This window comes from Arsukibacterium tuosuense (assembly GCF_900215315.1).
GTDB classification, from domain to species: domain Bacteria; phylum Pseudomonadota; class Gammaproteobacteria; order Enterobacterales; family Alteromonadaceae; genus Alishewanella; species Alishewanella tuosuense.
On sequence record NZ_OBEB01000007.1, the window covers coordinates 187,664 to 209,775 of the forward strand.

18 protein-coding genes are annotated in these 22,112 nt (G+C 50.3%); 6 read left to right on the plus strand and 12 right to left on the minus strand.

Annotated features, from left to right (window positions below):
• Positions 1-124: 124 nt before the first annotated feature.
• Genes hutH through hutC form a run of 3 tightly spaced genes read right to left on the minus strand, consistent with a single transcriptional unit; the run spans position 125 to position 4,065 of the window.
• On the minus strand, positions 125-1,660 hold the full coding sequence (gene hutH, locus CRO03_RS15025) for a histidine ammonia-lyase (protein WP_097112456.1): 1,536 nt from the start codon (positions 1,658-1,660) through the stop codon (positions 125-127).
• Positions 1,661-1,664: 4 nt separating this feature from the next.
• Positions 1,665-3,338, minus strand: coding sequence for a urocanate hydratase (gene hutU / locus CRO03_RS15030; RefSeq protein ID WP_097112457.1), 1,674 nt, complete (start codon positions 3,336-3,338; stop codon positions 1,665-1,667).
• Between the two features lie 10 nt (positions 3,339-3,348).
• Positions 3,349-4,065 carry a histidine utilization transcriptional repressor HutC gene (gene hutC / locus CRO03_RS15035; protein ID WP_097112458.1) on the minus strand — a complete coding sequence of 239 codons (717 nt, stop codon included), beginning with the start codon at positions 4,063-4,065 and terminating at the stop codon, positions 3,349-3,351.
• Positions 4,066-4,194: 129 nt separating this feature from the next.
• On the opposite strand from hutC, the gene hutI reads away from it, so the two are divergent.
• Together hutI and CRO03_RS15045 are read left to right on the plus strand one after the other, a co-directional pair.
• Positions 4,195-5,415 (plus strand): imidazolonepropionase, encoded by a 1,221-nt coding sequence (hutI, locus tag CRO03_RS15040; protein ID WP_097112533.1) that lies wholly within the window; start codon positions 4,195-4,197, stop codon positions 5,413-5,415.
• A gap of 81 nt (positions 5,416-5,496) precedes the next feature.
• Positions 5,497-7,023: a putative bifunctional diguanylate cyclase/phosphodiesterase gene (locus tag CRO03_RS15045; RefSeq protein ID WP_097112459.1), complete on the plus strand. Its 1,527-nt coding sequence runs from the start codon at positions 5,497-5,499 to the stop codon at positions 7,021-7,023.
• Here CRO03_RS15045 and CRO03_RS15050 read toward each other — a convergent pair.
• Both CRO03_RS15050 and rraA read right to left on the minus strand, forming a co-directional pair.
• Positions 7,020-8,078 carry a formimidoylglutamase gene (locus CRO03_RS15050; RefSeq protein WP_097112460.1) on the minus strand — a complete coding sequence of 353 codons (1,059 nt, stop codon included), beginning with the start codon at positions 8,076-8,078 and terminating at the stop codon, positions 7,020-7,022. The genes CRO03_RS15045 and CRO03_RS15050 overlap by 4 nt on opposite strands.
• An 18-nt stretch (positions 8,079-8,096) precedes the next feature.
• A complete protein-coding gene (gene rraA / locus CRO03_RS15055) occupies positions 8,097-8,582 on the minus strand; it encodes a ribonuclease E activity regulator RraA (RefSeq protein ID WP_097112461.1) in 486 nt (161 codons plus the stop codon).
• Between the two features lie 163 nt (positions 8,583-8,745).
• Between rraA and CRO03_RS15060 the strand changes: the two genes are divergently transcribed.
• Together CRO03_RS15060 and CRO03_RS15065 are read left to right on the plus strand one after the other, a co-directional pair.
• Entirely contained in the window at positions 8,746-10,746 is a 2,001-nt protein-coding gene (locus CRO03_RS15060) for a putative bifunctional diguanylate cyclase/phosphodiesterase (RefSeq protein WP_097112462.1), read from the plus strand.
• Positions 10,747-10,823: 77 nt separating this feature from the next.
• The gene (locus CRO03_RS15065) at positions 10,824-12,686 is read left to right on the plus strand and encodes a methyl-accepting chemotaxis protein (RefSeq protein WP_097112463.1); all 1,863 of its coding nucleotides are present in this window, start codon (positions 10,824-10,826) and stop codon (positions 12,684-12,686) included.
• Between the two features lie 19 nt (positions 12,687-12,705).
• Here the strand turns inward: CRO03_RS15065 and CRO03_RS15070 are convergent, their stop codons facing one another.
• The 5 genes from CRO03_RS15070 to priA form a co-directional block, all read right to left on the minus strand.
• Positions 12,706-13,074 (minus strand): gamma-butyrobetaine hydroxylase family protein, encoded by a 369-nt coding sequence (locus CRO03_RS15070; RefSeq protein WP_097112464.1) that lies wholly within the window; start codon positions 13,072-13,074, stop codon positions 12,706-12,708.
• 33 nt (positions 13,075-13,107) lie between these two features.
• Positions 13,108-14,442 (minus strand): ATP-dependent protease ATPase subunit HslU, encoded by a 1,335-nt coding sequence (hslU, locus tag CRO03_RS15075; RefSeq protein WP_097112465.1) that lies wholly within the window; start codon positions 14,440-14,442, stop codon positions 13,108-13,110.
• Positions 14,443-14,453: 11 nt separating this feature from the next.
• Entirely contained in the window at positions 14,454-14,972 is a 519-nt protein-coding gene (gene hslV, locus CRO03_RS15080) for an ATP-dependent protease subunit HslV (RefSeq protein ID WP_097112466.1), read from the minus strand.
• Between the two features lie 59 nt (positions 14,973-15,031).
• Positions 15,032-15,607, minus strand: a complete 576-nt coding sequence (locus CRO03_RS15085; RefSeq protein ID WP_097112467.1) for an SPOR domain-containing protein — start codon at positions 15,605-15,607, stop codon at positions 15,032-15,034.
• 87 nt (positions 15,608-15,694) lie between these two features.
• Positions 15,695-17,869 carry a primosomal protein N' gene (priA, locus tag CRO03_RS15090; RefSeq protein ID WP_097112468.1) on the minus strand — a complete coding sequence of 725 codons (2,175 nt, stop codon included), beginning with the start codon at positions 17,867-17,869 and terminating at the stop codon, positions 15,695-15,697.
• Positions 17,870-18,072: 203 nt separating this feature from the next.
• Here priA and rpmE point away from each other — a divergent pair, with 203 nt between their 5' ends.
• Together rpmE and CRO03_RS15100 are read left to right on the plus strand one after the other, a co-directional pair.
• On the plus strand, positions 18,073-18,285 hold the full coding sequence (rpmE, locus tag CRO03_RS15095; RefSeq protein ID WP_019675731.1) for a 50S ribosomal protein L31: 213 nt from the start codon (positions 18,073-18,075) through the stop codon (positions 18,283-18,285).
• 608 nt (positions 18,286-18,893) lie between these two features.
• The gene (locus CRO03_RS15100; protein ID WP_097112469.1) at positions 18,894-20,135 is read left to right on the plus strand and encodes a malic enzyme-like NAD(P)-binding protein; all 1,242 of its coding nucleotides are present in this window, start codon (positions 18,894-18,896) and stop codon (positions 20,133-20,135) included.
• Between the two features lie 29 nt (positions 20,136-20,164).
• On the opposite strand, the gene CRO03_RS15105 is transcribed toward CRO03_RS15100, so the two are convergent.
• Positions 20,165-21,136: a sugar phosphate nucleotidyltransferase gene (locus CRO03_RS15105; RefSeq protein WP_097112470.1), complete on the minus strand. Its 972-nt coding sequence runs from the start codon at positions 21,134-21,136 to the stop codon at positions 20,165-20,167.
• A 136-nt stretch (positions 21,137-21,272) separates the two neighbouring features.
• Positions 21,273-22,082, minus strand: a complete 810-nt coding sequence (locus CRO03_RS15110) for an SDR family oxidoreductase (RefSeq protein ID WP_097112471.1) — start codon at positions 22,080-22,082, stop codon at positions 21,273-21,275.
• Positions 22,083-22,112: the final 30 nt, after the last annotated feature.

Here is a 22,112-nt window from a genome sequence, read left to right on the forward strand (position 1 = left end):
TGTGAAAACAACAAGGTAGCAAACAAAGATAAACTGGTCTAGCCAGAAATAGCCGTAGAAATGACATTTGAAAGGGCAGGCGCAGCCTTTTGCTGCGCCTGGATTACAAAAAGTGTGTTACGGCTTAAAAACTACAGAGCATCTTCGCCGGAATAAACTGGTTCAGCTCAGCGCTGCGCACCAGAGCAGCGCTCTTTTCGATATCAGGTCCAAAATAACGATCTTGATTATAGAAAGACACGGCATCCCGCAACAGTGCTTTTGCATTTTCCAGTAAAGCAGTCGATTTCAACGGCGCCCGGAAATCCAGTCCCTGAGCTGCCGCTAAGTACTCTACGGCAAGGACACCAGTGGTGTTTTCACTCATATCAGCCAGACGCCGCGCGGCGAAGGTCGCCATCGAAACATGATCTTCCTGATTAGCTGAGGTTGGCAGGCTGTCAACTGAAGCCGGGTGGGCCAGGCTTTTGTTTTCAGAAGCCAGTGCCGCAGCGGTGACCTGCGCAATCATAAAACCACTGTTAACCCCACCATTCGGTACCAGGAAAGCGGGTAACTTACTTAAGCTGGCATCGATCAGCAACGCCATCCGCCGTTCAGATAAGGCGCCAATTTCGGCAATTGCCAGCGCAAGGTTGTCAGCAGCCATTGCTACCGGCTCAGCATGAAAATTGCCCCCGGAAATAATGTCACCCTCGTCAGCAAACACTAACGGGTTGTCAGTTACGCCATTAGCTTCAACTTGCAGTACCTCTGCTGCCTGCCGGATCTGGGTTAAGCAGGCACCCATCACCTGAGGCTGACAGCGTAAGCTGTATGGGTCCTGTACTTTTTCACAATCTTGATGCGACGCACCGACCTCAGAGCCGGCGGTAAGTAAGTGCCGGTAAATTGCAGCGGCATCTATCTGGCCACGCTGACCACGGGCGGCGTGAATTCTGGCATCAAAAGGCGCCCGACTGCCAAGCGCTGCTTCAACACTCATCGCGCCAATAACGCTGCCGGCAGCAAACAAGTTTTCAGCCCGGAACAAGCCCTCCAATGCCAATGCAGTAGATGCCTGGGTGCCGTTTAACAACGCCAGCCCTTCTTTAGCTGCCAGCGTAAGAGGCGCCATCCCGGCCAGCGCTAAGCCTTCGGTTGCATCATATATCTGGCCGTTGAAACTGACTTCTCCTTCGCCAATTAACGGCAAGACCATATGGGCTAGCGGTGCCAAATCACCAGAGGCACCCACCGAGCCTTTTACCGGAATGCAAGGGTACAGCCCGGCGTTTACCAGGCCGATTAACGCTTCGATCACGCTCAGACGGATCCCGGAAAAACCACGGGCCAGGGCGTTAATTTTCAGTACCAGCATTAAACGCACGGTACTGTCATCCATAAAATCACCAAAGCCGGCGGCATGTGACAACACGATAGAGCGCTGCAGCAGCTCCAGTTCTTCATTTTTTATCCGGGTATTGGCCAGCAGGCCAAAGCCGGTGTTGATGCCATACACCACTTTATTCTGTTTAATAACATCGGCAACGCAGGCTGCAGATTTTTCAATTGCCGGTATTGCCGAGCGGTCAAGGGTCAGCTGCACCGGGCCTTGCTGTACCTGGCGCAATTGGGCCAGCGTTAACTCACCCGGTACTAAATTCAGTGTGAAACTCATGTTGTTACTCCGTAACCATTGGTAAGTCTAAGGCCTGTTCTTTCGCGCAATTTACCGCGATATCGTAACCGGCATCGGCATGGCGCATCACACCGGTGCCTGGGTCATTCCAAAGTACCCGGCCTAAACGTGCTGCCGCAGCGTCAGTGCCATCAGCGACGATTACCACACCGCTGTGCTGGCTATAACCCATACCTACACCACCGCCATGATGCAGTGACACCCAGGTTGCGCCACCGGCAGTGTTAAGCAGCGCATTTAACAATGGCCAGTCTGATACGGCATCTGAGCCATCCAGCATGGCTTCAGTTTCACGATTAGGGCTGGCAACCGAGCCTGAATCCAGATGATCGCGGCCTATTACAACAGGCGCTTTCAGCTCGCCGTTTTTTACCATCTCATTAAATGCCAGGGCAATGCGGGCCCGGTCTTTTAAGCCAATCCAGCAAATACGCGCCGGCAGGCCCTGAAACTGAATGCGCTCACGCGCCATGTCCAGCCAGTTATGTAAGTGTGGGTCGTCCGGGATAAGCTCTTTTACTTTGGCATCAGTTTTATAAATATCTTCGGCATCGCCCGACAGGGCTACCCAGCGAAATGGCCCTATACCCTGACAAAATAAAGGCCGGATGTAAGCCGGTACAAAACCAGGGAAATCAAAGGCATTGGTGATACCCTCGTCCATGGCCATCTGCCGGATATTGTTACCGTAGTCTGTTGCTACGGCACCGCGTTGCTGCAACGTCAGAATAGCCTGCACCTGCACCGCCATCGATTGCTTTGCTGCTTTCACCACGCCAGCCTCGTCAGTTTTGCGTTGCTCAGCTGCTTTTGTCATGCTCCAGCCCTGAGGCAGATAGCCGTTAAGCGGATCATGGGCTGAAGTCTGGTCAGTTACCACATCCGGGGTGACACCCCGGGTTACCAGTTCTGCAAACACGTCAGCGGCATTCGCCAACAGGCCGATAGAGGTAGGCTTGCCGTCAGTTTTTGCCTGCTCCAGCATGGCCTGGGCTTCATCCAGCGAGTAAGCTTTTTTATCCAGATAACCGGTTTTCAGCCGGAAATCGATGCGGCTTTCATCCACCTCACAGGCAATCATATGAAAGCCGGCCATGGTAGCAGCAAGTGGCTGAGCGCCACCCATACCGCCTAAACCACCGGTTAAAATCCATTTGCCGCTGGCGTCACCGTTAAAATGCTGTTTCGCCATCGCGACAAAGGTTTCGTAGGTACCCTGAACAATGCCCTGGGTACCAATGTATATCCAGGAACCTGCGGTCATCTGGCCATACATCATCAGGCCTTTGCGATCCAGCTCGTTAAAATGCTGCCAGTTGGCCCATGCCGGTACCAGGTTTGAATTGGCAATCAGTACCCGTGGTGCGTCCGGGTGGGTCGGGAAGACCCCCACCGGTTTGCCGCTTTGCACCAGCAAGGTCTGGTTATCTTCCAGCCGGTTCAGTACCTCGACAATTTTGTCAAAGCACTGCCAGTTGCGCGCGGCGCGGCCAATACCTCCATACACGACCAGTGCTTGCGGATGCTCGGCCACTTCCGGATCCAGGTTGTTCATTAACATCCGCTTGGCGGCTTCAGTTTGCCAGCTTTTTGCAGTAATCGTGGTGCCGCGCTCAGCGCGGACAACCCGGCTATTATCAATACGTGAGTCTGTCATCAGATACTCTCTATATATTAGGTAATGAAAAATTCAGATGGCCGCCTAAGCGATAACGGCTACCTGGTGATGTTAAATAGGCCAGGCTGACCGCGCCGCCACGACTAAAGGTGCGGCGGGTCAGGCGCAGGCAGGGTTCGGCTTTTTTCAACACTAAATGTTTGCAGGTAAAGTCATCCGGCCAGATGGCCTCTACCGTGTGTTCTGCTTCCGTTAGCGGTGCAATCAGGCTCAGATACTGGTGTGGGGTCTGATAACTGAAATCCTGAGCGGTATAGTTTGGTACCTGCAACGGGTTGACATAGCGTGCTTCCAGTTGCAGTGGCAGATTGTTTTCCAGATGAACAATTAAAGAGAAAAACACCGGATCGTTGCGCCGCAGGCCAAGCGCACTGGCAATGATGGTTGGGCAGGGCAATTCAGTCAGTTGCAGCAACCGGGCGCTATAGGCATGGCCACGGGCTTGTACTTCATCGGCAATATTACGAATTTCCAGTAACGACGATTGTGACTTCAGCGCAGCGACAAAACTGCCGACACCCTGCGTACGGTAAAGAATACCCTGTTCGGTCAGCTCCTGCAGTGCCCGCCGGGCTGTCATCCGGCTAACGCTGAATTGCTCGGCCAGCTCATTTTCAGAGGGCACCCGGCTATGCTCAGGCCAGGCACCAATTTCAATCTGGCTCAGCATAAACTCTTTTATCTCAGCAAATTTGGCGACAGCCATAGCAACTCCGTTCCGGGATCAGAAAAACTGCAGTTTAATCTTTACGACTAAAATAAAAATACGGCAATTTGGTTGTATATACAAGTTGATGGTGTAAAATTATTTTATATTTATAAACGGGAGAGTCACATGCAGCAGTTTGATGCCATCTGGATTAACGCCAATATCGCTACCATGACTGACAACGGCATGCCTTACGGCACCATTAGCAATGGGGTGCTGGCGGTAAAAGATGGCATGATTGCCTTTGTGGGTGCGCGCAGTGACTTGCCTCAGTTTGATGCGATGGTAACGCCCGTGCACGACATGCAGGGCCAGTGGTTGCTGCCGGGGTTTATTGATTGCCATACGCATTTGATTTATGGCGGCAACCGGGCCAACGAATTTGAAATGCGCTTAAAGGGTGCCAGCTACCAGCAAATTGCGGCAGAGGGGGGAGGCATCAAAGCGACAGTAGCGGCAACCCGTGCTGCCAGCCACGAGCAATTGTTTGTGTTAGCCAAAGATCGGTTGAATACCTTGCTGGCTCAGGGCGTTACCACAGTTGAAGTAAAATCAGGCTATGGTCTCGATTTAGCCACTGAGCAAAAAATCCTGGAAGTGGCAGCGGAACTGGATAAACATCACCCGGCAACCGTGGTGAAGACGTTTCTGGGCGCCCATGCCCTGCCTGCTGAGTTTGCTGATGATGCAGATGGTTATATTGATGCGGTATGCCAGATGTTACCCGGATTACATGCCCGCAAACTGGTTGATGCGGTAGATGTATTTTGTGAAGGGATAGGTTTTAGCGTCAGCCAGTGCCGTAAAGTATTTGCAACCGCGCGAGCATTGGGGTTGCCGGTTAAGGCGCACGCCGAGCAGCTGTCTAATCTTGGCGGCAGCAGTTTGGTTGCCGAGTTTGGCGGTTTATCGGCTGACCATGTTGAGTTTCTGGATGAGGCCGGTGTCGCCAGCATGGCACAGGCCGGCACGGTGGCAGTGCTGCTGCCGGGCGCATACTATTTTTTACGTGAAACCCAGCTGCCACCTGTTGAACTGTTACGAAAATATAAAGTGCCGATGGCCGTGGCGACCGATTTAAATCCCGGCACCTCACCGCTGTGTTCATTGCCGTTAATGTTAAATATGGCATGTACCTTGTTTCGTTTAACACCAGAGGAAGTCTTGCTGGGCGTCACCCGCCATGCTGCTGCAGCGCTGGGGATGGCTGACAGGGGAGTGTTAGCCAGCGGTATGCGGGCTGATTTTGCCTGTTATAGCATCAGCCAGCCCGCTGAGCTATGTTATCAATTTGGGGTTAATCAGCTTAAGCAGCTGATTATAAAAGGTAAACCGATCAGGTTATAAATCAGGCAGCTTTACAAGTAGTAAATTTGGGGTAAGCTGTCAGCAGAAAACAATACGGCAGTAACAAGGTGTGGTAGCGCCATGGTAATTGGATTCAAACGTTTGTTGGTTTTGGGGCTGCTCGGCAGTAGCGCACCGGCAATGGCTAATCAGACCGCACCGGCTTTGCCGGTTTCCCTGCTTTTATTATTGTTGTTAATATTGGCGTTTATTTATATTGTCGTATTGAAGTTACGGCTCAGACGAGCGTTGCAACCTAAACCTGATATGCAGGGTTTTTACTCTTTACACGATGACATCAGTGGCTTTCCGAATAAATATGCGTTGCAACGCAAACTTGACGATATTCTGAAAAGCGCTCCGGACCAGCAGTTCGCCCTTATTCTGCTTAAAATTGAGCAGTTCGACCAGATAAACCAACTACTGGGCCACAGTAACAGTAATTTAATTCTGGCCCAAATCGCCCAGCGTATTAACGATAAACTTGCCGATGAGAGCAAGATTCTGACTTATGAGTATCGGCAGCAACAACCGGTTCGGGTGTGTCATCTGGGCAGTGTCGACTTCGCAATCTGGCTTGATATTGGTAATCAGCCGGCAAGGGCTGAGTTTTTAGCAAAACAACTACAACAATCGGTGCCGCAACCGATGCTGGTGCATGGCTGCGCAATAGATTATCAGTTAGGCGTTGGCATATCCCTGTATCCTGAACACAGTACTCAGTTAAATGAACTGCTGGAACGTGCCTATCTGGCGTTGCAGCATTTTCAGTGGCAGCGTGGTGCCAGCCTGTTATTTGCTCCGGACATGATAAATTACACCACCGAAAAACTGGCGCTGATGGCAGAGTTACGCCAGGCCATTGATGAAGATCAGCTAGTGTTATTTGTGCAACCCCAGATGGCAATGCGTAACCGTCAGGTGCTGGCTGCTGAGGTGCTTATCCGTTGGCGGCATCCGAAAAGAGGCTTGTTGGCGCCGGAGGCATTTCTGGCGTTGGCTGAAGAAATGGGCGTTATTTACCCACTCAGCCTTTGGGTGTTAGAGCAGGCAATCAAAACTATTGCCAGCTTAACCGAACAGCAGTTGGTCAGCCGGATCGCAGTCAATATTTCCAGCAAAGATTTACTGCAGGATGAGCTGATAGAGGCACTGGAACAGCTATTCGAGAAATATCAGGTAAAACCACAGTTGCTGATGCTGGAGGTCAGCGAAAATGCCTTGTTGGCAGAACCGGAGCGTACTATGGCGATGATGCAGCGCCTGCATCGGCTGGGTGTTGAGCTGGCTCTGGATGATTTTGGTACTGGTTTTTCATCGCTGGCTTATTTGCGCAAACTGCCGGTACAGTATGTCAAAGTTGACTGCAGCTTTATTAGCGAACTACATAAAACCGAAGCGCATATGGCTATCACCGGCGCTATTATAGACATGGCACGAAACCTCGGGTTAGGGGTTATTGCTGAAGGGGTAGAGGGCGCTGAAGTAGAAGATAAACTGCTGCGAATGGGTTGTGCCCGTGGTCAGGGTTTCTGGTATTCACAGCCGTTCGAACTAAGTGGTTTTCCGGCGTGGTTAAAACAGTGGCAACATCGCCACCCCGGTTAGATTTCCGGTGGTTGTAACGCTTTACCATCGATAAACGCCAGCACAAGTGCTGCCAGTACCTGACCACACTGGCTCATGCCGGCGGCAAGGCCTGCAGGGTGGCACGCCGGGGCGGCCTCAGCCAGATGCAGATAACGGGCGCGTGGCAGCCGCGCCAGCTGAAAAACAAACTGCGCCGCTTGTTCAACGCTTAATCCGGTATAGTTAAGAGCACTGGCGGGCATAGTCTGAATACTATCCGTATCCAGCTCAACAGCAATGTCAGCTACCCCGCTACAACACTGCTCAATCACTTTATCTAATGCCTGTTGATAACTTAACTCCTGACGGACAGCGAACTGCTGATAGCTGATGTAATCGCCGCCAGCTTGTTGCAACATCGTTAAACTGGCTGCAGAGTTTTTCTGTAGATCAAGCCCCAGTACTGTGTAGTGACCGAGATAAGCGGCTGCACTGGCGTAACTAAAGCCATTGCCGCTATGCCGGCCTTCCCGTGGCCGGAAGTCGGCGTGAGGGTCCAGGTTGGCGCAATTTACCGGCTGCTGGCTTACTTCTGCCAATGCCTGTAACAATGGATAGGCATTATTATGGCCACCACCAATGACGACAGGGTATAAACCTGCCTCGAAGATTGGTTTTAATTGCTGTTGTACCCGCAGGTCCAGTTCAGCACAAAGCTCACGTAACTCAGCCAGTTGCTGCGGCTGTTGGTTGTCCAGTGTTGCGGCCTGTTGCTGTAAATCGAAACAATCGATTTGACCGAGCAACAAAACGCGTTCAGTCATCAGGCTATCGTTATGTTGCAGGTTTAAAAAGCGTTGTAAAAAGGCCTGCCAGCCCAGTTCAGCTCCACCATTGCCCATATTGGCCAGTGGACCAATACACTCTGCTATGCCCAGCAGGACGAACTGACCGCCGGCAGCTTTATGGGCCGCCAGCAATTCGGTGTAGACTAAATCGGGATCCGGCAACTGTAGTTGATGGCCCAGTCGGTTTTCACCACTGCGCCTGACACAATATTTATCTAAATCGTTAGCAGTGAAGCGCTGTAACATAAAACTTTCTCAATATCTTTATTCAATATCGAGCGGATCCGGTGACATAATAATACCGGTGCTGTCAGCGTATAAATGATCGCCGGGTAAAAACGTTACGCCGGCAAAGTTAACCGGTACTTCAGTTTCACCAAAGCCATTGTCATCAGCACCAATGGGGATAGCATTAACAGCCTGAATACCAATTTCAAAATCTTCCAGCGCATCCAGATCGCGCACGCTACCATAGCAGACAATGCCTTCCCAGCCATTGCTGGCTGCCAGACTAGCCAGCTCGGCATCGATTAACGCCCGGCGGGCAGAGCCGCCACCATCAATTAGTAATACTTTCCCTACGCCACTATCCGCCAGTACCTGACGCACCAGGCCGTTGTCTTCAAAGCATTTAATGGTATGAATTTGGCCGCCAAATGAACGTCTGCCACCGTAGTTTGCAAAGATCGGTTCGACAACATCAACCTGATCAGCATAAAGATCGCACAGTTCTGAGGTATTGTATTCCATGTAAGGCTCCGTAGGCAGCAACAGCTTTTGCACAGTATAGCGCTATGTCCTGCAAGCTCAAGGGAATAATGTTGTTGGTCAGCGCTTTTACGTTCAACAAAGTATTGCTGCAAAAGCAATTTGTTTGCTAAGGTGTAATTGCCAAGCAACAAGAGAGTGCAATGTGCCAGCAGAATTATTCGCCCGAATTGCCCTGTATTTAACCCAAACCGGGTTGGCATTGCTTATGGCTATTTTATTTTGGTATTACCTGCAGGTTTACCGGCAAGCCTATCTTAAATTCTGGTTGCTGGCTTTTCTGGCATTTGCCGGATATCAGGTTGCTATTTTACTGCTCTATACTACTGATTTAGGCCAGAGCAGAGCGCAACTGCCGTTGGCTGTGCTTATCCACTTTGCCTGTTATAGTTTTGCCTTATTAATGTTACTGGGTAATCGATTACAATTTCCGGTTAACTCCGGGCAAACAAAACCCTGGCCTGTTTATCGTTACTTCTTCATTTTCTTTATTTTGTCCTGTGCCGGGGTGTTACTGCCGTTTTTGTTGCCTGCATTGGCAGCCTGGCAACAGGTGCTGGAGTCTGACTTTCGCTTTGTGGTAACCGGAATACTTTTACTTATGGCCGGTACAGGCTTATGGCAAAGCAATAGCCGCGGCTTTGGGCCTAAATTAGCGTCTGCAGTACTGGTGGTATGGGGTACGTTGTATCTTGGAAAAGCCCTGGGCGATATGCTGCAGCTCAGCAGTTTTTCCTCGTTAAACTTTATGTTTGTCTACAAGAGCATTGAGCTGACCTTGCTGGTAACCCTGGGGTTTTCACTGGTCATCTGGCTACAGGAAAATGAGCGCAGTACCAACCTGAAACTTACTGAAAAAACCCGTTACCTGGACCAGCACGACCAGCTTACCGGGGCGCTGAATCGTGATGCGTTATTAATAAAACTCGACCAGTTGATTGCGACCGACAATGTCAGGAATTTGCACCTGGTGATGCTGGGGCTGGATAAATTTAAAAACGTTAATGAATCAGTGGGCCTGAAGCAGGGTGACCGGATACTTCGGGAGGTGATTCGTCGGTTTGAACAAAGTATTGTTAAACCAGCACTGATAGCGCGCACCGGTGGCGATATTTTTGGCCTGGTGCTGGCGGATGTTGTCAATGAAAAGCAGTTGCAGTATACCCTGCAGCACATTCAACAGCTGGTTGAAAAACCATTTTTACTGGATAGTGGACCGGTAAAGCTGACCACCAGTATTGGCTTGTCGCATTATCCGCTGCATGCCAGCAGTGCTGAGCAGTTGCTGCAGCAGGCAAATATTGCCTTTCATCAGGCTAAACGGCTGCAAGCCAGCTGGCTCAGTTATCAAACCGGTATGGAAGAAGAAACTGCCCGCTTACTGGCCTGGGAAAGTGAATTGCTGCAGGCCATCAGTGAAAACCAGTTTGTGTTGTATTATCAGCCGCAGCTCAGTCTGCGTACAAATTTGCTGGAAGGTTTCGAAGTGTTGGTGCGTTGGCAGCACCCGCAGCGTGGTTTATTAATGCCGGGTGAGTTTTTGCCGCTGTGTGAGCAACTTGGCCTGAGTCAGGTATTAGATTTAGTCATTTTACGAAATGCTATCGCCAGTATTCAGCGTTGGCAGCAGCAAGGTGTCCATATTCCATTAGCGATAAATATGTCACCTATCCATTTCGAGCAGGAAGGTTTAAAGCAGGAACTAAAAGGTTTACTGCAGCAATATGCGGTATCACCAGAGATGGTTGAACTGGAAGTGACCGAAAATACCGCAATGCAGGATATGGAGAAAGGCTCGAATTTTGCGCTTGAGCTGCAACAAATGGGCATCAAAGTATCGATTGACGACTTTGGTACCGGTTACTCCTCGCTGGCCTATTTACGTAAAATGCCCATAGAAAAAATTAAAATAGATCGCAGTTTCGTCATGGATATGACGTCGAATGACTCCGATATGATGATCGTTAAAACTATGATAAAGCTGGCCCATGGTCTTGGAAAGCGCATTCTGGCAGAGGGTGTCGAGACCGTTGAGCAGCTAAATTTGCTGCGCAGTTTATCCTGTGATGCCGTGCAGGGTTATTACATCGCTAAACCCTTGCCTGAAACTGAAGCGCTGGCATTTTTTCGGGCTTATCCCCGATAATTTTCAGGTAGGCGCTGTTAACATTTCAAAAGTCATCTAGTATTAAAAAAAATGTCATAATCATAAGAGTATTAACTATGAAGTTGCTTCGTCGGTTAACCATTAAACAACGACTGCTAGCCAATGCTTTTGCTTTAATTATTGCCATGTTGCTGATGCTGGCAATTTTGTTTTACCAGAGTAATCAACTCAGTAGCCTGGCAACCACCCAGCAATTGGTAGAACAGCTTAATACCGATGTGTTGATGCTACGACGGCATGAAAAAGACTTTATGATGCGCAGCGATCTGAAATATCAGCAGCGCCTGAATGATCGCATTCAGCAGCTAACCGACAAGGTCAGGTCATTACGAGAGTATCTGCATAATCATGATATTCCGGTAGCACCGCTGGACAGGTTTAACCAGCTGACTGCCGAGTACCAGCAAGTATTTAACAGCCTGGTAGCGCAACAACAGCAGCTGGGTTTAACACCAGAAGAGGGATTAAAGGGGCGATTACGTGATGGAGCTCACAGTCTGGAGCAACAACTGTCAGCAGCCGGAGAGACCGAGTGGCAATTGCAGTTGTTGCAATTACGCCGTCAGGAAAAAGATTTTTTACTCAGGCTCGATATGGGTTATGTCGAGGGTTTTAATCGGGATTTTGCGACTCTGATGGCCGCTTTACAACGGGACTACCAGCAAGGCGTGGCAGCAGCTACGGCCTATAATGAGGGCTTTAATGCATTGGTTGCCGGCATGCAGCAGTTGGGGCTGTCTGAAACTGAAGGCCTGACCGGTCAGATGCGCAGTGCTATTCATCAAACTGAAACCAGCTTGGAAACGTTATCGGTCGAAACCAGCGACGCCATAACTGCAGCAGTGGCCACGACCAAGCAGCTGGCAGTTATTATTTTTGTGGTCGTGTTGCTGCTAATGCTGGCGCTGGTCGGCCTGACCAGCCGCAGTATTATCGGCCCGGTGCTGGCCGTGTGCAAAACCATAGGGTTGATTCGCAATGAACACGATTTCCGGCAGCGGGTAGATGAAAGTGGTCAGGATGAAATGAGCCATTTAGCACAGGATTTTAATGCCATGCTGGCAGATATTCAGCATTTAATCCGCACTGTAAACGAAGCCCTGACGATGTTGGATCAGGCAACCGCCGAGCTGGCGCAGTCAACGTCAGATACCAGTCAGGGCATGCAACGTCAGCAGTCAGAAACCGATATGGTTGCTACTGCGGTTACCGAGATGGGGGCAACCATCAATGAAATTGCCAGTAATACTGAGATGACTGCCGCCAAAGCTGACAGCACTAACCAGAATGCAAACAGTGGCCGCAAAGAAGTCGAGCAAACGGTAAATCAGATCCAACAGTTATCTGGCCGTTTACAGGAAGCAACATCAATCGTTACCGAGCTGGAACAGGACAGCCAGACTATCGGCTCGGTACTTGATGTTATTCGTGGTATTGCCGAACAAACCAATTTGCTGGCGTTAAACGCTGCTATTGAGGCCGCGAGGGCGGGTGATCAGGGCCGCGGTTTTGCGGTGGTTGCGGATGAAGTGCGTCATCTGGCGCAGCGCACAGCACAATCGACCGGGCAAATTGAAGAGATTATTGCAGCACTTCAGGGCCGCACTCGCCACATTGTCGAAGCGATGCAGCAGTGCCGGCAACAAGGTACAGACAGCGCTGAACAGGCTGGCATTGCCATGAAGCTGCTTGGTGAAATCACCGAAGATGTTACCAATATTATGGATATGACTACCCAGATAGCCGCTGCGATTGAACAGCAAAGCCATGTCGCCGCTGAGGTTAATAAAAATGTGGTGAAAATTCGCGACTTATCGGACGATACCTTTGGCTATGCCCGCCAGAATGCAGCTATCAGTGAAGAGGTAGCACAGCAGGCAGCCAGTTTGCGCCAAAGCGTGGAAATATTTAAAGCCTGAGGCCAGGCTAGCGGGTTTCCTAACTCAGAGGGCGGCTGCTGATCAGACTTTCTCTGCTGGCATTGGCCGCTTTCAGCTGTGCCAGGTAACGCTGCCACAAGGTTTGCTGCTCGTCTGCTAACTGGCATAAATATCGGAAATGGTATAAGCCGGTATTATGGCCATCATCAAAAGTTAGTTTAACTCCGTAATGGCCTACCGGGCTGATAGTTTGAATAGCAACGTCGCGTTTATTGGCAACCAGTTTGGGCTGGCCGTGACCGCGCACTTCAGCTGATGGTGAATGCACTCGTAAGAACTCCGCTGACAGCACTTTTATGCTGCCGTCAGTGAATATCAGATCCAGCAAACGTCGCTGCTGGTGATAGTGCAGGGTGCGTAATATCATCTGTTACTTAGCCTTCAGTTAACGTGCTATCTATTACAGAATAAAGCGGCTTAAATCTTCGTCCTGCACCAGGGCACCGAGGTGCTGCTCGACATAGTCCGCAGTAATTTCGATATGCTCACCGGCGTGGTCGGCAGCATTATAGGATATTTCTTCCAGTAAGCGCTCTATCACTGTGTAAAGGCGGCGGGCACCGATGTTTTCGGTGGTCTCATTTACCTGAAAAGCTGCCGCAGCTATCCGTTTAATACCCTCGTCGCTAAAACTGATATTAACGCCTTCGGTCGCCAGCATAGCAATAGACTGTTCAGTCAGCGATGCTTTCGGCTCAGTTAGAATGCGTTCGAAATCGGCTGCAGTCAGCGCTTCAAGTTCTACCCGGATAGGTAGCCGGCCTTGCAATTCGGGTACTAAGTCTGACGGTTTACTCATCTGAAAGGCACCAGAGGCAATAAACAAAATGTGGTCGGTTTTTACCATGCCGTGCTTGGTATTAACGGTACAGCCTTCAATTAACGGTAGTAAATCGCGCTGCACGCCTTCGCGGGACACATCGGGGCCACTGGTTTCACCGCGCTTACAAATTTTATCGATTTCATCCAGAAAGACGATGCCGTTTTGTTCAACTGCTTCCAATGCTTCAGCCTTTAATTCTTCCGGGTTGACCAGCCTGGCAGCTTCTTCTTCGATTAGCTGTTTAAAGGCATCTTTAATTTTCAGCTTACGTTTTTTCGTTTTGTCACTGCCCAGGCTTTGAAACATACTTTGCAACTGCGAGGTCATTTCTTCCATGCCAGGTGGTGCCATTATCTCTACGCCCACCGGGGTTTGTGCCAGTTCAAGTTCAATTTCCTTATCATCCAGCTGACCTTCGCGTAATTTTTTGCGAAAAATTTGCCGGGTATTATTGTCAGGTGCGGGCTGGTTATCAGTTTCTACCCAGTTGTCCCGGCCTTTAGGTAGTAACGCATCTAAAATCCTTTCTTCGGCAGCTTCTTCCGCCCGGAAGCGATTTTTAGCAATCGCCTGTTCGCGCAGCATTTTCACTGCACTGTCGGTTAAATCGCGGATGATGCTCTCGACTTCTTTGCCGACATAGCCAACTTCAGTAAATTTAGTCGCCTCAACCTTGATAAATGGGGCATTGGCCAGTTTGGCTAAGCGGCGGGCAATTTCGGTTTTGCCGACACCGGTCGGGCCAATCATCAGAATATTCTTCGGGGTAACTTCGGCGCGCAGGCCTACTTCTAACTGCATCCGGCGCCAGCGATTACGCAGGGCAATGGCCACAGCACGTTTCGCTTTGCTCTGGCCAATAATATGCCGGTCCAGCTCGTGGACAATCTCTCTGGGTGTCATATCAGACATAATAAACCTGCTTAAAGTTGTTCAATGGTGTGTTGCTGGTTGGTGTATACACAGATATCACCAGCAATCGTTAAGCTTTTTTCAACAATATCCTGGGCACTTAGCTCGGTATTCTGTAACAAGGCGGTGGCGGCTGCCTGAGCGAAAGGGCCGCCGCTGCCAATGGCGATTAAATCCTGCTCAGGCTGAATGACATCACCGTTACCGGTAATAATCAACGAGCAGTTAGCGTCGGCTACAGCCAGCAGCGCTTCAAGCTTGCGCAGCATACGATCGGTACGCCAGTCTTTGGCAAGTTCTACCGCCGCCCGCATCAGATGGCCCTGATGCAGTTCCAGTTTAGCTTCAAAGCGTTCAAACAAAGTAAAAGCATCGGCAGTGCCGCCGGCAAAACCGGCCAGCACTTTGTTGTTATACAGCCGGCGTACTTTACGGGCATTACCTTTCATTACGGTATTGCCCAGCGACACCTGGCCATCGCCGCCAATGGCGACATGGCCATTACGGCGAACAGAAACGATAGTTGTCATGAATTTTTGCCCTATGGCGAATGAACCTAGGGCTTAAGTGTGGCTGGCGGCTCTGCTTTTCAAGTCCAGTTCCAGATCCGGCAGCCATTGATGTTTTGTTGCTGCAACCGGTTTCGATCGGCAGTAGCCTGCCGCTTGGAATCATAAGGCCCCAATACCACCCGATACCAGATACCATTAGTTCCCTCAGTGCGGCGCACCGCAGAGGCAAAGCCGGCAAAGGCAATCTGAGCACGCATAGCTTCGGCCTGCTCTGCCTGCCGGAAAGAGCCACATTGCATTTGAAACGGGCCCTGTGGTTCCCGTTCGGTCGTGTCTACTTCTACCTGGACCTCTTTGTTTTCCAGCTCTTTAATATATTGGTAAGGCTCGGCAACCGGTTTAACAGGTAAATCGTCAACGACTGGTTTGCTTTTGCTTACTTCAGCCGGCGGTTGTTGCGGGTTAGCCGGTTGCTGTTTTAAGTACCATAAAAACCAGCCAAAACTACCAAGTAGCAAAGCCGTAATAATAATAAGCAACCAGGGACGGTTTGCACCTTGTGTCGGCCGGGCATTACCGCGGCGCGCGTTACTAGCTCTTGGCTTTGCTTTTGGCTTGGGTCGGGCGGTTTTTACGTAATCTTTTTGCGGCATATTGACAGCTTAACAACCTGGCTTGAGTATTCACTAGCGCTATTCTACCTGCTTAGTATGAAAAAGAAATAAGCAGCGCCAATGCAGTTAGCTCAGATCAATCGGATCGACATCAAGTTGCCACTTCAGCTGGCGGCTTAGTTGCCAGCTTTGCAGTGCACTTAGCAGTGTCTGCAGTGCCTGGTGCAACTGAGGCCGCTGGCTGCTGTATAGCTGTAACTGCCAGCGGTATTTACCGGCGCGTTTTTCCATCGGCGAACTAAGTGGGCCTAACAGTTCGATGCCGGGTAGGGTCTTTGCCAGTGCAGCCAGCTCGGTCAGCCATTGCTGACATAAGTTACTTTGCAGTGCCTCTGCCCGAAACAGCGCCAGATGCTGATATGGAGGCAAGCGGGTGTGTTGTCTTTCTAACAGGGCGCTGCGGGCAAAGGAGGCATAGCCATTTTGAATAATATCCTGCAACAGTGCATGTTCCGGATAATGTGTTTGCAGCAATACGGTGCCGGGATTGCTGCCCCTGCCAGCCCGCCCTGCTACCTGCGTGAGTAACTGGCCGAGTTGTTCTGGCGCTCTGAAATCGCTGCTGTAGAGGGCACCGTCGACATCAACAATGACAACCAGGGTGACGAACGGAAAATGATGGCCTTTAGCCAGCATCTGGGTGCCCAATATCAGTCGTGGCCCACTTTGGTTGATGCTATCCAGTGCACTGGCTAATGCACCTTTGCGGCGGGTGGTGTCGCGATCCAACCGGGTAATAGCGACATCCGGAAACAATTGCTGTAAATTTTCTTCCAGCTGCTCGGTGCCTTGTCCTACGGGTGCCAGGCGGGCGCTGCCACATTGTTTGCATTGGCGCGGCACGGCTTTTATTGCACCACAGTGGTGACATACCAGTTGTCTGCTTTGTTTGTGATAGGTGGTGAACGCACTGCAACGATGGCATTCCGTCAGCCAGCCGCACTCCTGGCAACTGAGAGCAGGGGCAAAACCACGCCGGTTTAAAAACAGCATAACCTGCATGCCTTGCTGCAGCTGTTGCCGGATATACTGTAATGTCTGGCTGGCCAGGCCAAATTGCAGCACTTGTTGCTTTAGATCGACCAGTTGGTAACGCGGCATAGCCTGCCCCCCCGCCCGGTTGTGCAGGCTGAGGTGAATAAAACGCTGCTGCTGACAGTTGTACAGACTTTCCAGCGACGGCGTTGCCGAGCCGAGTAAAACAGGGCAATGTTCAATGGCTGCCCGTTTAATGGCAAGATCCCGGGCGTGATAACGAAAGCCATCCTGTTGCTTTAACGACTGGTCATGCTCTTCATCAATTATAATCAGCCCCAGACGGGCAAACGGTAAAAACAACGCGGAGCGGGTGCCGACAACAATAGCGGCGCTGCCAGCCTGTGTTTGTTGCCAGCAGTTAAGACGTTCCGTATCAGTCAGATTGGAATGCCAGCAAAGTACCGGGGCCTGAAAGCGGCTCTGAAAGCGGGATAGCGTTTGCGGGGTAAGGCCTATTTCCGGCACAATCAGCAGCACCTGCTGGCCGGCATCAAGCAGTGGGGCAATGGCTTGCAGGTAAACTTCTGTTTTGCCTGAACCCGTGACACCTTCGAGTAACAAAGTCTGAAAACGGCCAGCAGCCTGATTTATTGCCGTCACAGCCAAAGCCTGATCGGCTGTCAGCTGCAATGCCGGCTGTTTCAGGCCACGCTGGCTAAAAGGCGAAAGTGGCATCAGTTGTTGTTCAATCAGGCCTTTATCTGCAAGTTGTTTCAACGCAGTGCGCGGATGGTTTGTCAGCAGTTCAATAGCGGGTACAGCGCCATCCTGCAACGCCTGCCACAATTCCAGTTGCCGCGCCGAACGTTTAAAATTGGCTGCGCTGGCCTCAGCACCAGCAGCGGTCAGGCGCCAGGCAAATTGCTGGTAATCTGTCAGGCTTTTCCCTTCACGCAGCAGCGCGGGCAGGGCAGCCGTTAATACTTCCCCCAGCGGATGGTGATAATACTCGGCGGCAAAGGTCAGCAACTGGCGCAAAGTGTCACTTAACACGGGCTGGTCATCAATCACACTGATAACGGACTTTAACTGGGCGATGGGATAGTGATCTGCCGGGTTAAGCTGCCAGGCAATACCAATTAACTCGCGCTTGCCAAAAGGGACCCGCAGCCTGCTGCCTATCTGCACCTGCTGGCCGGCGCTAAGCAAATAATCAAAGTGTTGCCGTAATGGCAGCGGCAGGGCAACGCGAATAACTGACACAGCTAAAATCCTTCAGGTTAGGCAACGCATAGTGTAAGGTGCACTCTGGCTGCTGCCAAGTAAAACAAAGTTGTAAATAAGCCAGTATGGCAGTTGCAACTTTGCTGGCTATCTATTAAGCTACGCGCCCTTAATTAACTGTAATTACGTATGGTGTCTGGCACACGATGACCAGATAGCGATACGGCCTAACGAGGTAACCCATGAAACCAGGTATCCACCCAGAATACAAAGAAATTACTGCAACCTGTACTTGCGGTAACAGCTTCAAAACGCACTCAGCTCTATGTAAAGATATTCACTTGGACGTATGTTCAAGCTGCCACCCGTTCTATACCGGTAAGCAGAAAGTATTAGACGTTGGCGGCCGGGTTGACCGCTTCAAGAAACGTTTCGCGGTACTGGGCAATCGTTAATTCGCCTGAGTATAACGCAAATAAAAAAAGCACCTTCGGGTGCTTTTTTTATGGCTGGAATCCAGGGTATACACCCCGGAACAGGGTTAGCCATGACGTTGACTTGCTCGGATACAAGCAGCTCATGGATTTATGCTTCTTATTCAAAGCTCACTTCTTCATACTTTTGTGGCAACTGAATAATGACAACTGATTTTGTTCGTTTTTTAAGCAAATAGTCGATATTAATAAAAAAAATAGTTTAATTTCCAATGTTTAGCTGATTATGCAGTAGCTGAAATCGAGTTTGGATGGCTATACGCCTGAATTGCCAGCATTTTGGCATTAAATACCGGTCAGCATTTGCTGATAGTTAATCACAATAAGCGAAATCTTAATCGATTGATTACGTATAAACCGTTTGAATTAAGTTAAATTTTACCTGATACAGGAAATGGTCGGGTGGGCCAAGGCTTGGCGATTGCCGCTGAAGTTGCTATAACAACTAACAATAAGACTAAAGTGGTATGGTCAGTAGGGCGCAGCTGCGCTGGTAAGATCATCATTCCGCCGTCGCAAAACAACAATAATCAGAAGTTACCCTCACTCACTAAACGCAGGAAAACAAGATGTCAGATTTCAGAGAACAGGCACTGAAGTATCATTCAGAGCCGACCCCGGGCAAAATTAGTATTGAAATCAGCAAGCCGGCAGAAACCGTCAAAGATTTAGCCCTGGCGTACAGCCCTGGTGTTGCCGAGCCTGTACGGGAAATTGCCGCTGACGTCGACAATGTCTACAAATATACTGCCAAAGGCAATCTGGTGGCGGTAATTACCAATGGCACGGCAATTCTTGGCTTAGGTAATTTAGGGCCTATGGCCTCCAAGCCAGTTATGGAAGGTAAGGCTTTGCTGTTTAAACGTTTTGCCAATCTGGACTCGATTGATATAGAAGTTAGTCATCGCACTACTGAAGAGTTTATTAATACGGTTGCCAATATCGCAGATACCTTTGGTGGTATTAATCTGGAAGATATTAAAGCGCCGGAATGCTTTGAAATTGAAAAAGAATTGATTAAGCGCTGTAAAATACCGGTATTTCATGATGATCAGCATGGTACCGCTATTGTTACGGCCGCTGGCATGCTGAACGCCCTGGAAATTCAGGGTAAAGATATCAGCAAAGCAATTATTGTCTGTATGGGTGCCGGCGCGGCTGCCATCGCCTGTATGGAGCTGCTGATTAAATGTGGTGCCCAGCGTGAGCATATCTATATGCTGGACACCAAAGGGGTTATTCATACCCGGCGTGATGACTTAAACCAGTACAAGCTATTATTTGCCAATAACACTGATAAACGTACCCTGGAAGATGCATTAAGCGGTGCCGATGTATTCGTCGGCGTGTCAGGCCCGGATGTGCTGCCACCGGAAGCCCTGCAATTAATGGCGCCTAATCCGGTTATTTTTGCCTGCTCTAATCCTGATCCTGAAATTAAGCCGGCACTGGCCCACGCAGCCCGCAAGGATTTGATTATGGCAACCGGCCGCTCGGATTATCCGAATCAGGTTAATAACGTCTTGTGTTTCCCGTTTATTTTCCGTGGTGCGCTCGATGTACGGGCCAGTGTTATCAACGATGAAATGAAAATAGCTGCAGTCAATGCTATTCGGGCAATTGCGAAAGAACCGGTACCCGCTGAGGTGCTGCAGGCAGCACAAATCGATAAGCTGGAATTTGGCAAAGCTTATATTATTCCCAAGCCCATGGACCCAAGGTTGCTACCGCGGGTTGCCCGTGCGGTGGCTGAGGCGGCAGTAGCGTCCGGCGTCGCCCGGATTGAGCTGCCGGATAATTATTATCTGTAACGTCTGCGTTGCGCTTACTGCGTTGTCAGCTAATGGACTTGTTGTTGCAGGCCGTATTGATGCATAGCATAACAAGGCCTGCCACCTGTCATTGGTTGTACTTTACGCAACTGATGGCGGGGTATCTGTGTGGCAATAGCGCTGCCATTCAGAATCGGCCAGGGTTGGGTCGGGCCCTGCAGCCAGTCGGGATGGTTTAGTACATCCTGCTGGGCGGCATAAAAAGCATTGAGTGTGCCAACATCGCGCCAGTAGCCGGTCAGCGCCTGAGTGCCTGGCAACAGGTTGTCAGCAAAATTGTAAACATAAACAGCATGTTGCTTGAACAATGCGGGTAGCACTTGCTGACCGAAATCAAGGTAGTGCCCGGGTTGGCAGAGTGCTAAAGACTGATACAGGGTTGCAGCATTAAACAGGTAATTTCCCATCGATGCTAATACATAACCTGGTCTGCCCGGCATACAGGGAGGAGGCGTCTGCGGTTTTTCAATAAAACCGGTTATCCTGCCAGTGGCGTCAGTCTGAATAATGCCAAAACGGTGAGCATGTGCTTTGGGTATAGCTATCGCGGCGACAGTAACCGCTGCTTGCTGCTGCAAATGGTATCGCAGCATTTGCCGGTAATCCATTTTATAAATATGGTCGGCACTTAACAGGGCGATATGTTGTGGCTGCAAGTTACGGATCTGACTAAGTTGTATGGCGACTGCACCGGCAGTGCCAAGATTTGCATTTGCCTCGGCATGGTAACAGCGCAAAAACCCCTGGCGGCGAAAGCGGCCGCCCCAGTGCTGCTGTAAGTAGTGCTCTAAGCCTGCGGCCTGGTATTGAGTCAGTACTAGCAGATCGGTAAAGCCAGAGTGCAGTAAATTACTTAATACAAAATCAATTATTCTGAAGCGGCCAGCAAAGGGCACTGCCGGCTTGGCCTGATGTAATGTCAAAGGACGCAGGCGACTGCCACAGCCACCGGCCAGTAACACACTTAACACGGCTGACATTGGGTGTTTTCCATGCTGGCTTGAGGTGCCATTAAGCCTAGTTCAGCAGCAGCAACAAGGCTTGATTCAGATCAAAAGAATATTGTGTTTAGTTGTAAAGGCCAGGACGCAACGAATGCCAGCTTACCGGGCAACGCTAGCGGACGTTGCTTTTTCGAATCATTTTATACAACAATTCTGGCGACAATCTGGATACCAAGGCCCCCAGCCGCTCTTTTAAGCCGCCAATAACAATATAATTTTTATCCTTAACCAATGCCTTTACGGCTTTTTCAGCAAATTGTTCTGCGCTCATGGCTTTGGCCTGAGCATCGTCCATTTCGCCCAGTACGCTGCCATCGCCAGTTAAGGCATTGCGTGACACTTCTGTGTTCACAAAGCCAGGGAAAATGGTAGCGACACTAAGCCCCTGCTCAAACAACTCTGCCCGTAAACTATTCGCCCACAGATGCAACGCCGCTTTAGCGGCAGAGTAACTGGCGCGATACTGGGTGCCCACTAAACCGGCTACGGATGATACAAACACCACCTTGCCGCCGCCGTCGGCCAGCAGCAGTGGCAGGGCCTGTCGGGTTAAATTAATCTGGGAAAAGTAATCAACTTCAAAGAGCTTGCGCTCAGTATCCAGCGTGGTGTCCGTAATTAATGCGCGCTGGCTGATCCCGGCATTATTGATAAGCCAGTCCAGGCCACCAATTTGTTGCTTAATCTCAGCAATAGCGGCTGTGATGGCATCGTGGTCAGTAATATCCAGTGCCAGTATCAGGTGAGAAGCCGCATTGGGCAGGCTGGTGCGCACCCGCTCCAGTTCAGACTGGCGCCGGGCACTTAATATCAGTCTGGCCCCGTCAGCGGCCAGCTCACGGGCCAGGGCTTCACCAATCCCACCGGAAGCGCCGGTGATCCAGATCACTCTATTGTTAACTGCAGTGTTTTTTATGGTCATTGTTGTTGTCCCTGGTCAGCATTTTCAGGG

Excerpts from the sequence above, each read along its gene's own strand:
- hslU (WP_097112465.1), bottom strand. The coding sequence starts at position 14,442 with ATGTCTGATATGACACCCAGAGAGATTGTCCACGAGCTGGACCGGCAT.
- hutH (WP_097112456.1), bottom strand. The coding sequence starts at position 1,660 with ATGAGTTTCACACTGAATTTAGTACCGGGTGAGTTAACGCTGGCCCAA.
- hslV (WP_097112466.1), bottom strand. The coding sequence starts at position 14,972 with ATGACAACTATCGTTTCTGTTCGCCGTAATGGCCATGTCGCCATTGGC.
- CRO03_RS15085 (WP_097112467.1), bottom strand. The coding sequence starts at position 15,607 with ATGCCGCAAAAAGATTACGTAAAAACCGCCCGACCCAAGCCAAAAGCA.
- CRO03_RS15065 (WP_097112463.1), top strand. The coding sequence starts at position 10,824 with ATGAAGTTGCTTCGTCGGTTAACCATTAAACAACGACTGCTAGCCAAT.
- CRO03_RS15045 (WP_097112459.1), top strand. The coding sequence starts at position 5,497 with ATGGTAATTGGATTCAAACGTTTGTTGGTTTTGGGGCTGCTCGGCAGT.
- CRO03_RS15100 (WP_097112469.1), top strand. The coding sequence starts at position 18,894 with ATGTCAGATTTCAGAGAACAGGCACTGAAGTATCATTCAGAGCCGACC.
- CRO03_RS15105 (WP_097112470.1), bottom strand. The coding sequence starts at position 21,136 with ATGTCAGCCGTGTTAAGTGTGTTACTGGCCGGTGGCTGTGGCAGTCGC.
- rraA (WP_097112461.1), bottom strand. The coding sequence starts at position 8,582 with ATGGAATACAATACCTCAGAACTGTGCGATCTTTATGCTGATCAGGTT.
- CRO03_RS15070 (WP_097112464.1), bottom strand. The coding sequence starts at position 13,074 with ATGATATTACGCACCCTGCACTATCACCAGCAGCGACGTTTGCTGGAT.
- CRO03_RS15050 (WP_097112460.1), bottom strand. The coding sequence starts at position 8,078 with ATGTTACAGCGCTTCACTGCTAACGATTTAGATAAATATTGTGTCAGG.
- hutI (WP_097112533.1), top strand. The coding sequence starts at position 4,195 with ATGCAGCAGTTTGATGCCATCTGGATTAACGCCAATATCGCTACCATG.
- CRO03_RS15110 (WP_097112471.1), bottom strand. The coding sequence starts at position 22,082 with ATGACCATAAAAAACACTGCAGTTAACAATAGAGTGATCTGGATCACC.
- rpmE (WP_019675731.1), top strand. The coding sequence starts at position 18,073 with ATGAAACCAGGTATCCACCCAGAATACAAAGAAATTACTGCAACCTGT.
- hutC (WP_097112458.1), bottom strand. The coding sequence starts at position 4,065 with ATGGCTGTCGCCAAATTTGCTGAGATAAAAGAGTTTATGCTGAGCCAG.
- hutU (WP_097112457.1), bottom strand. The coding sequence starts at position 3,338 with ATGACAGACTCACGTATTGATAATAGCCGGGTTGTCCGCGCTGAGCGC.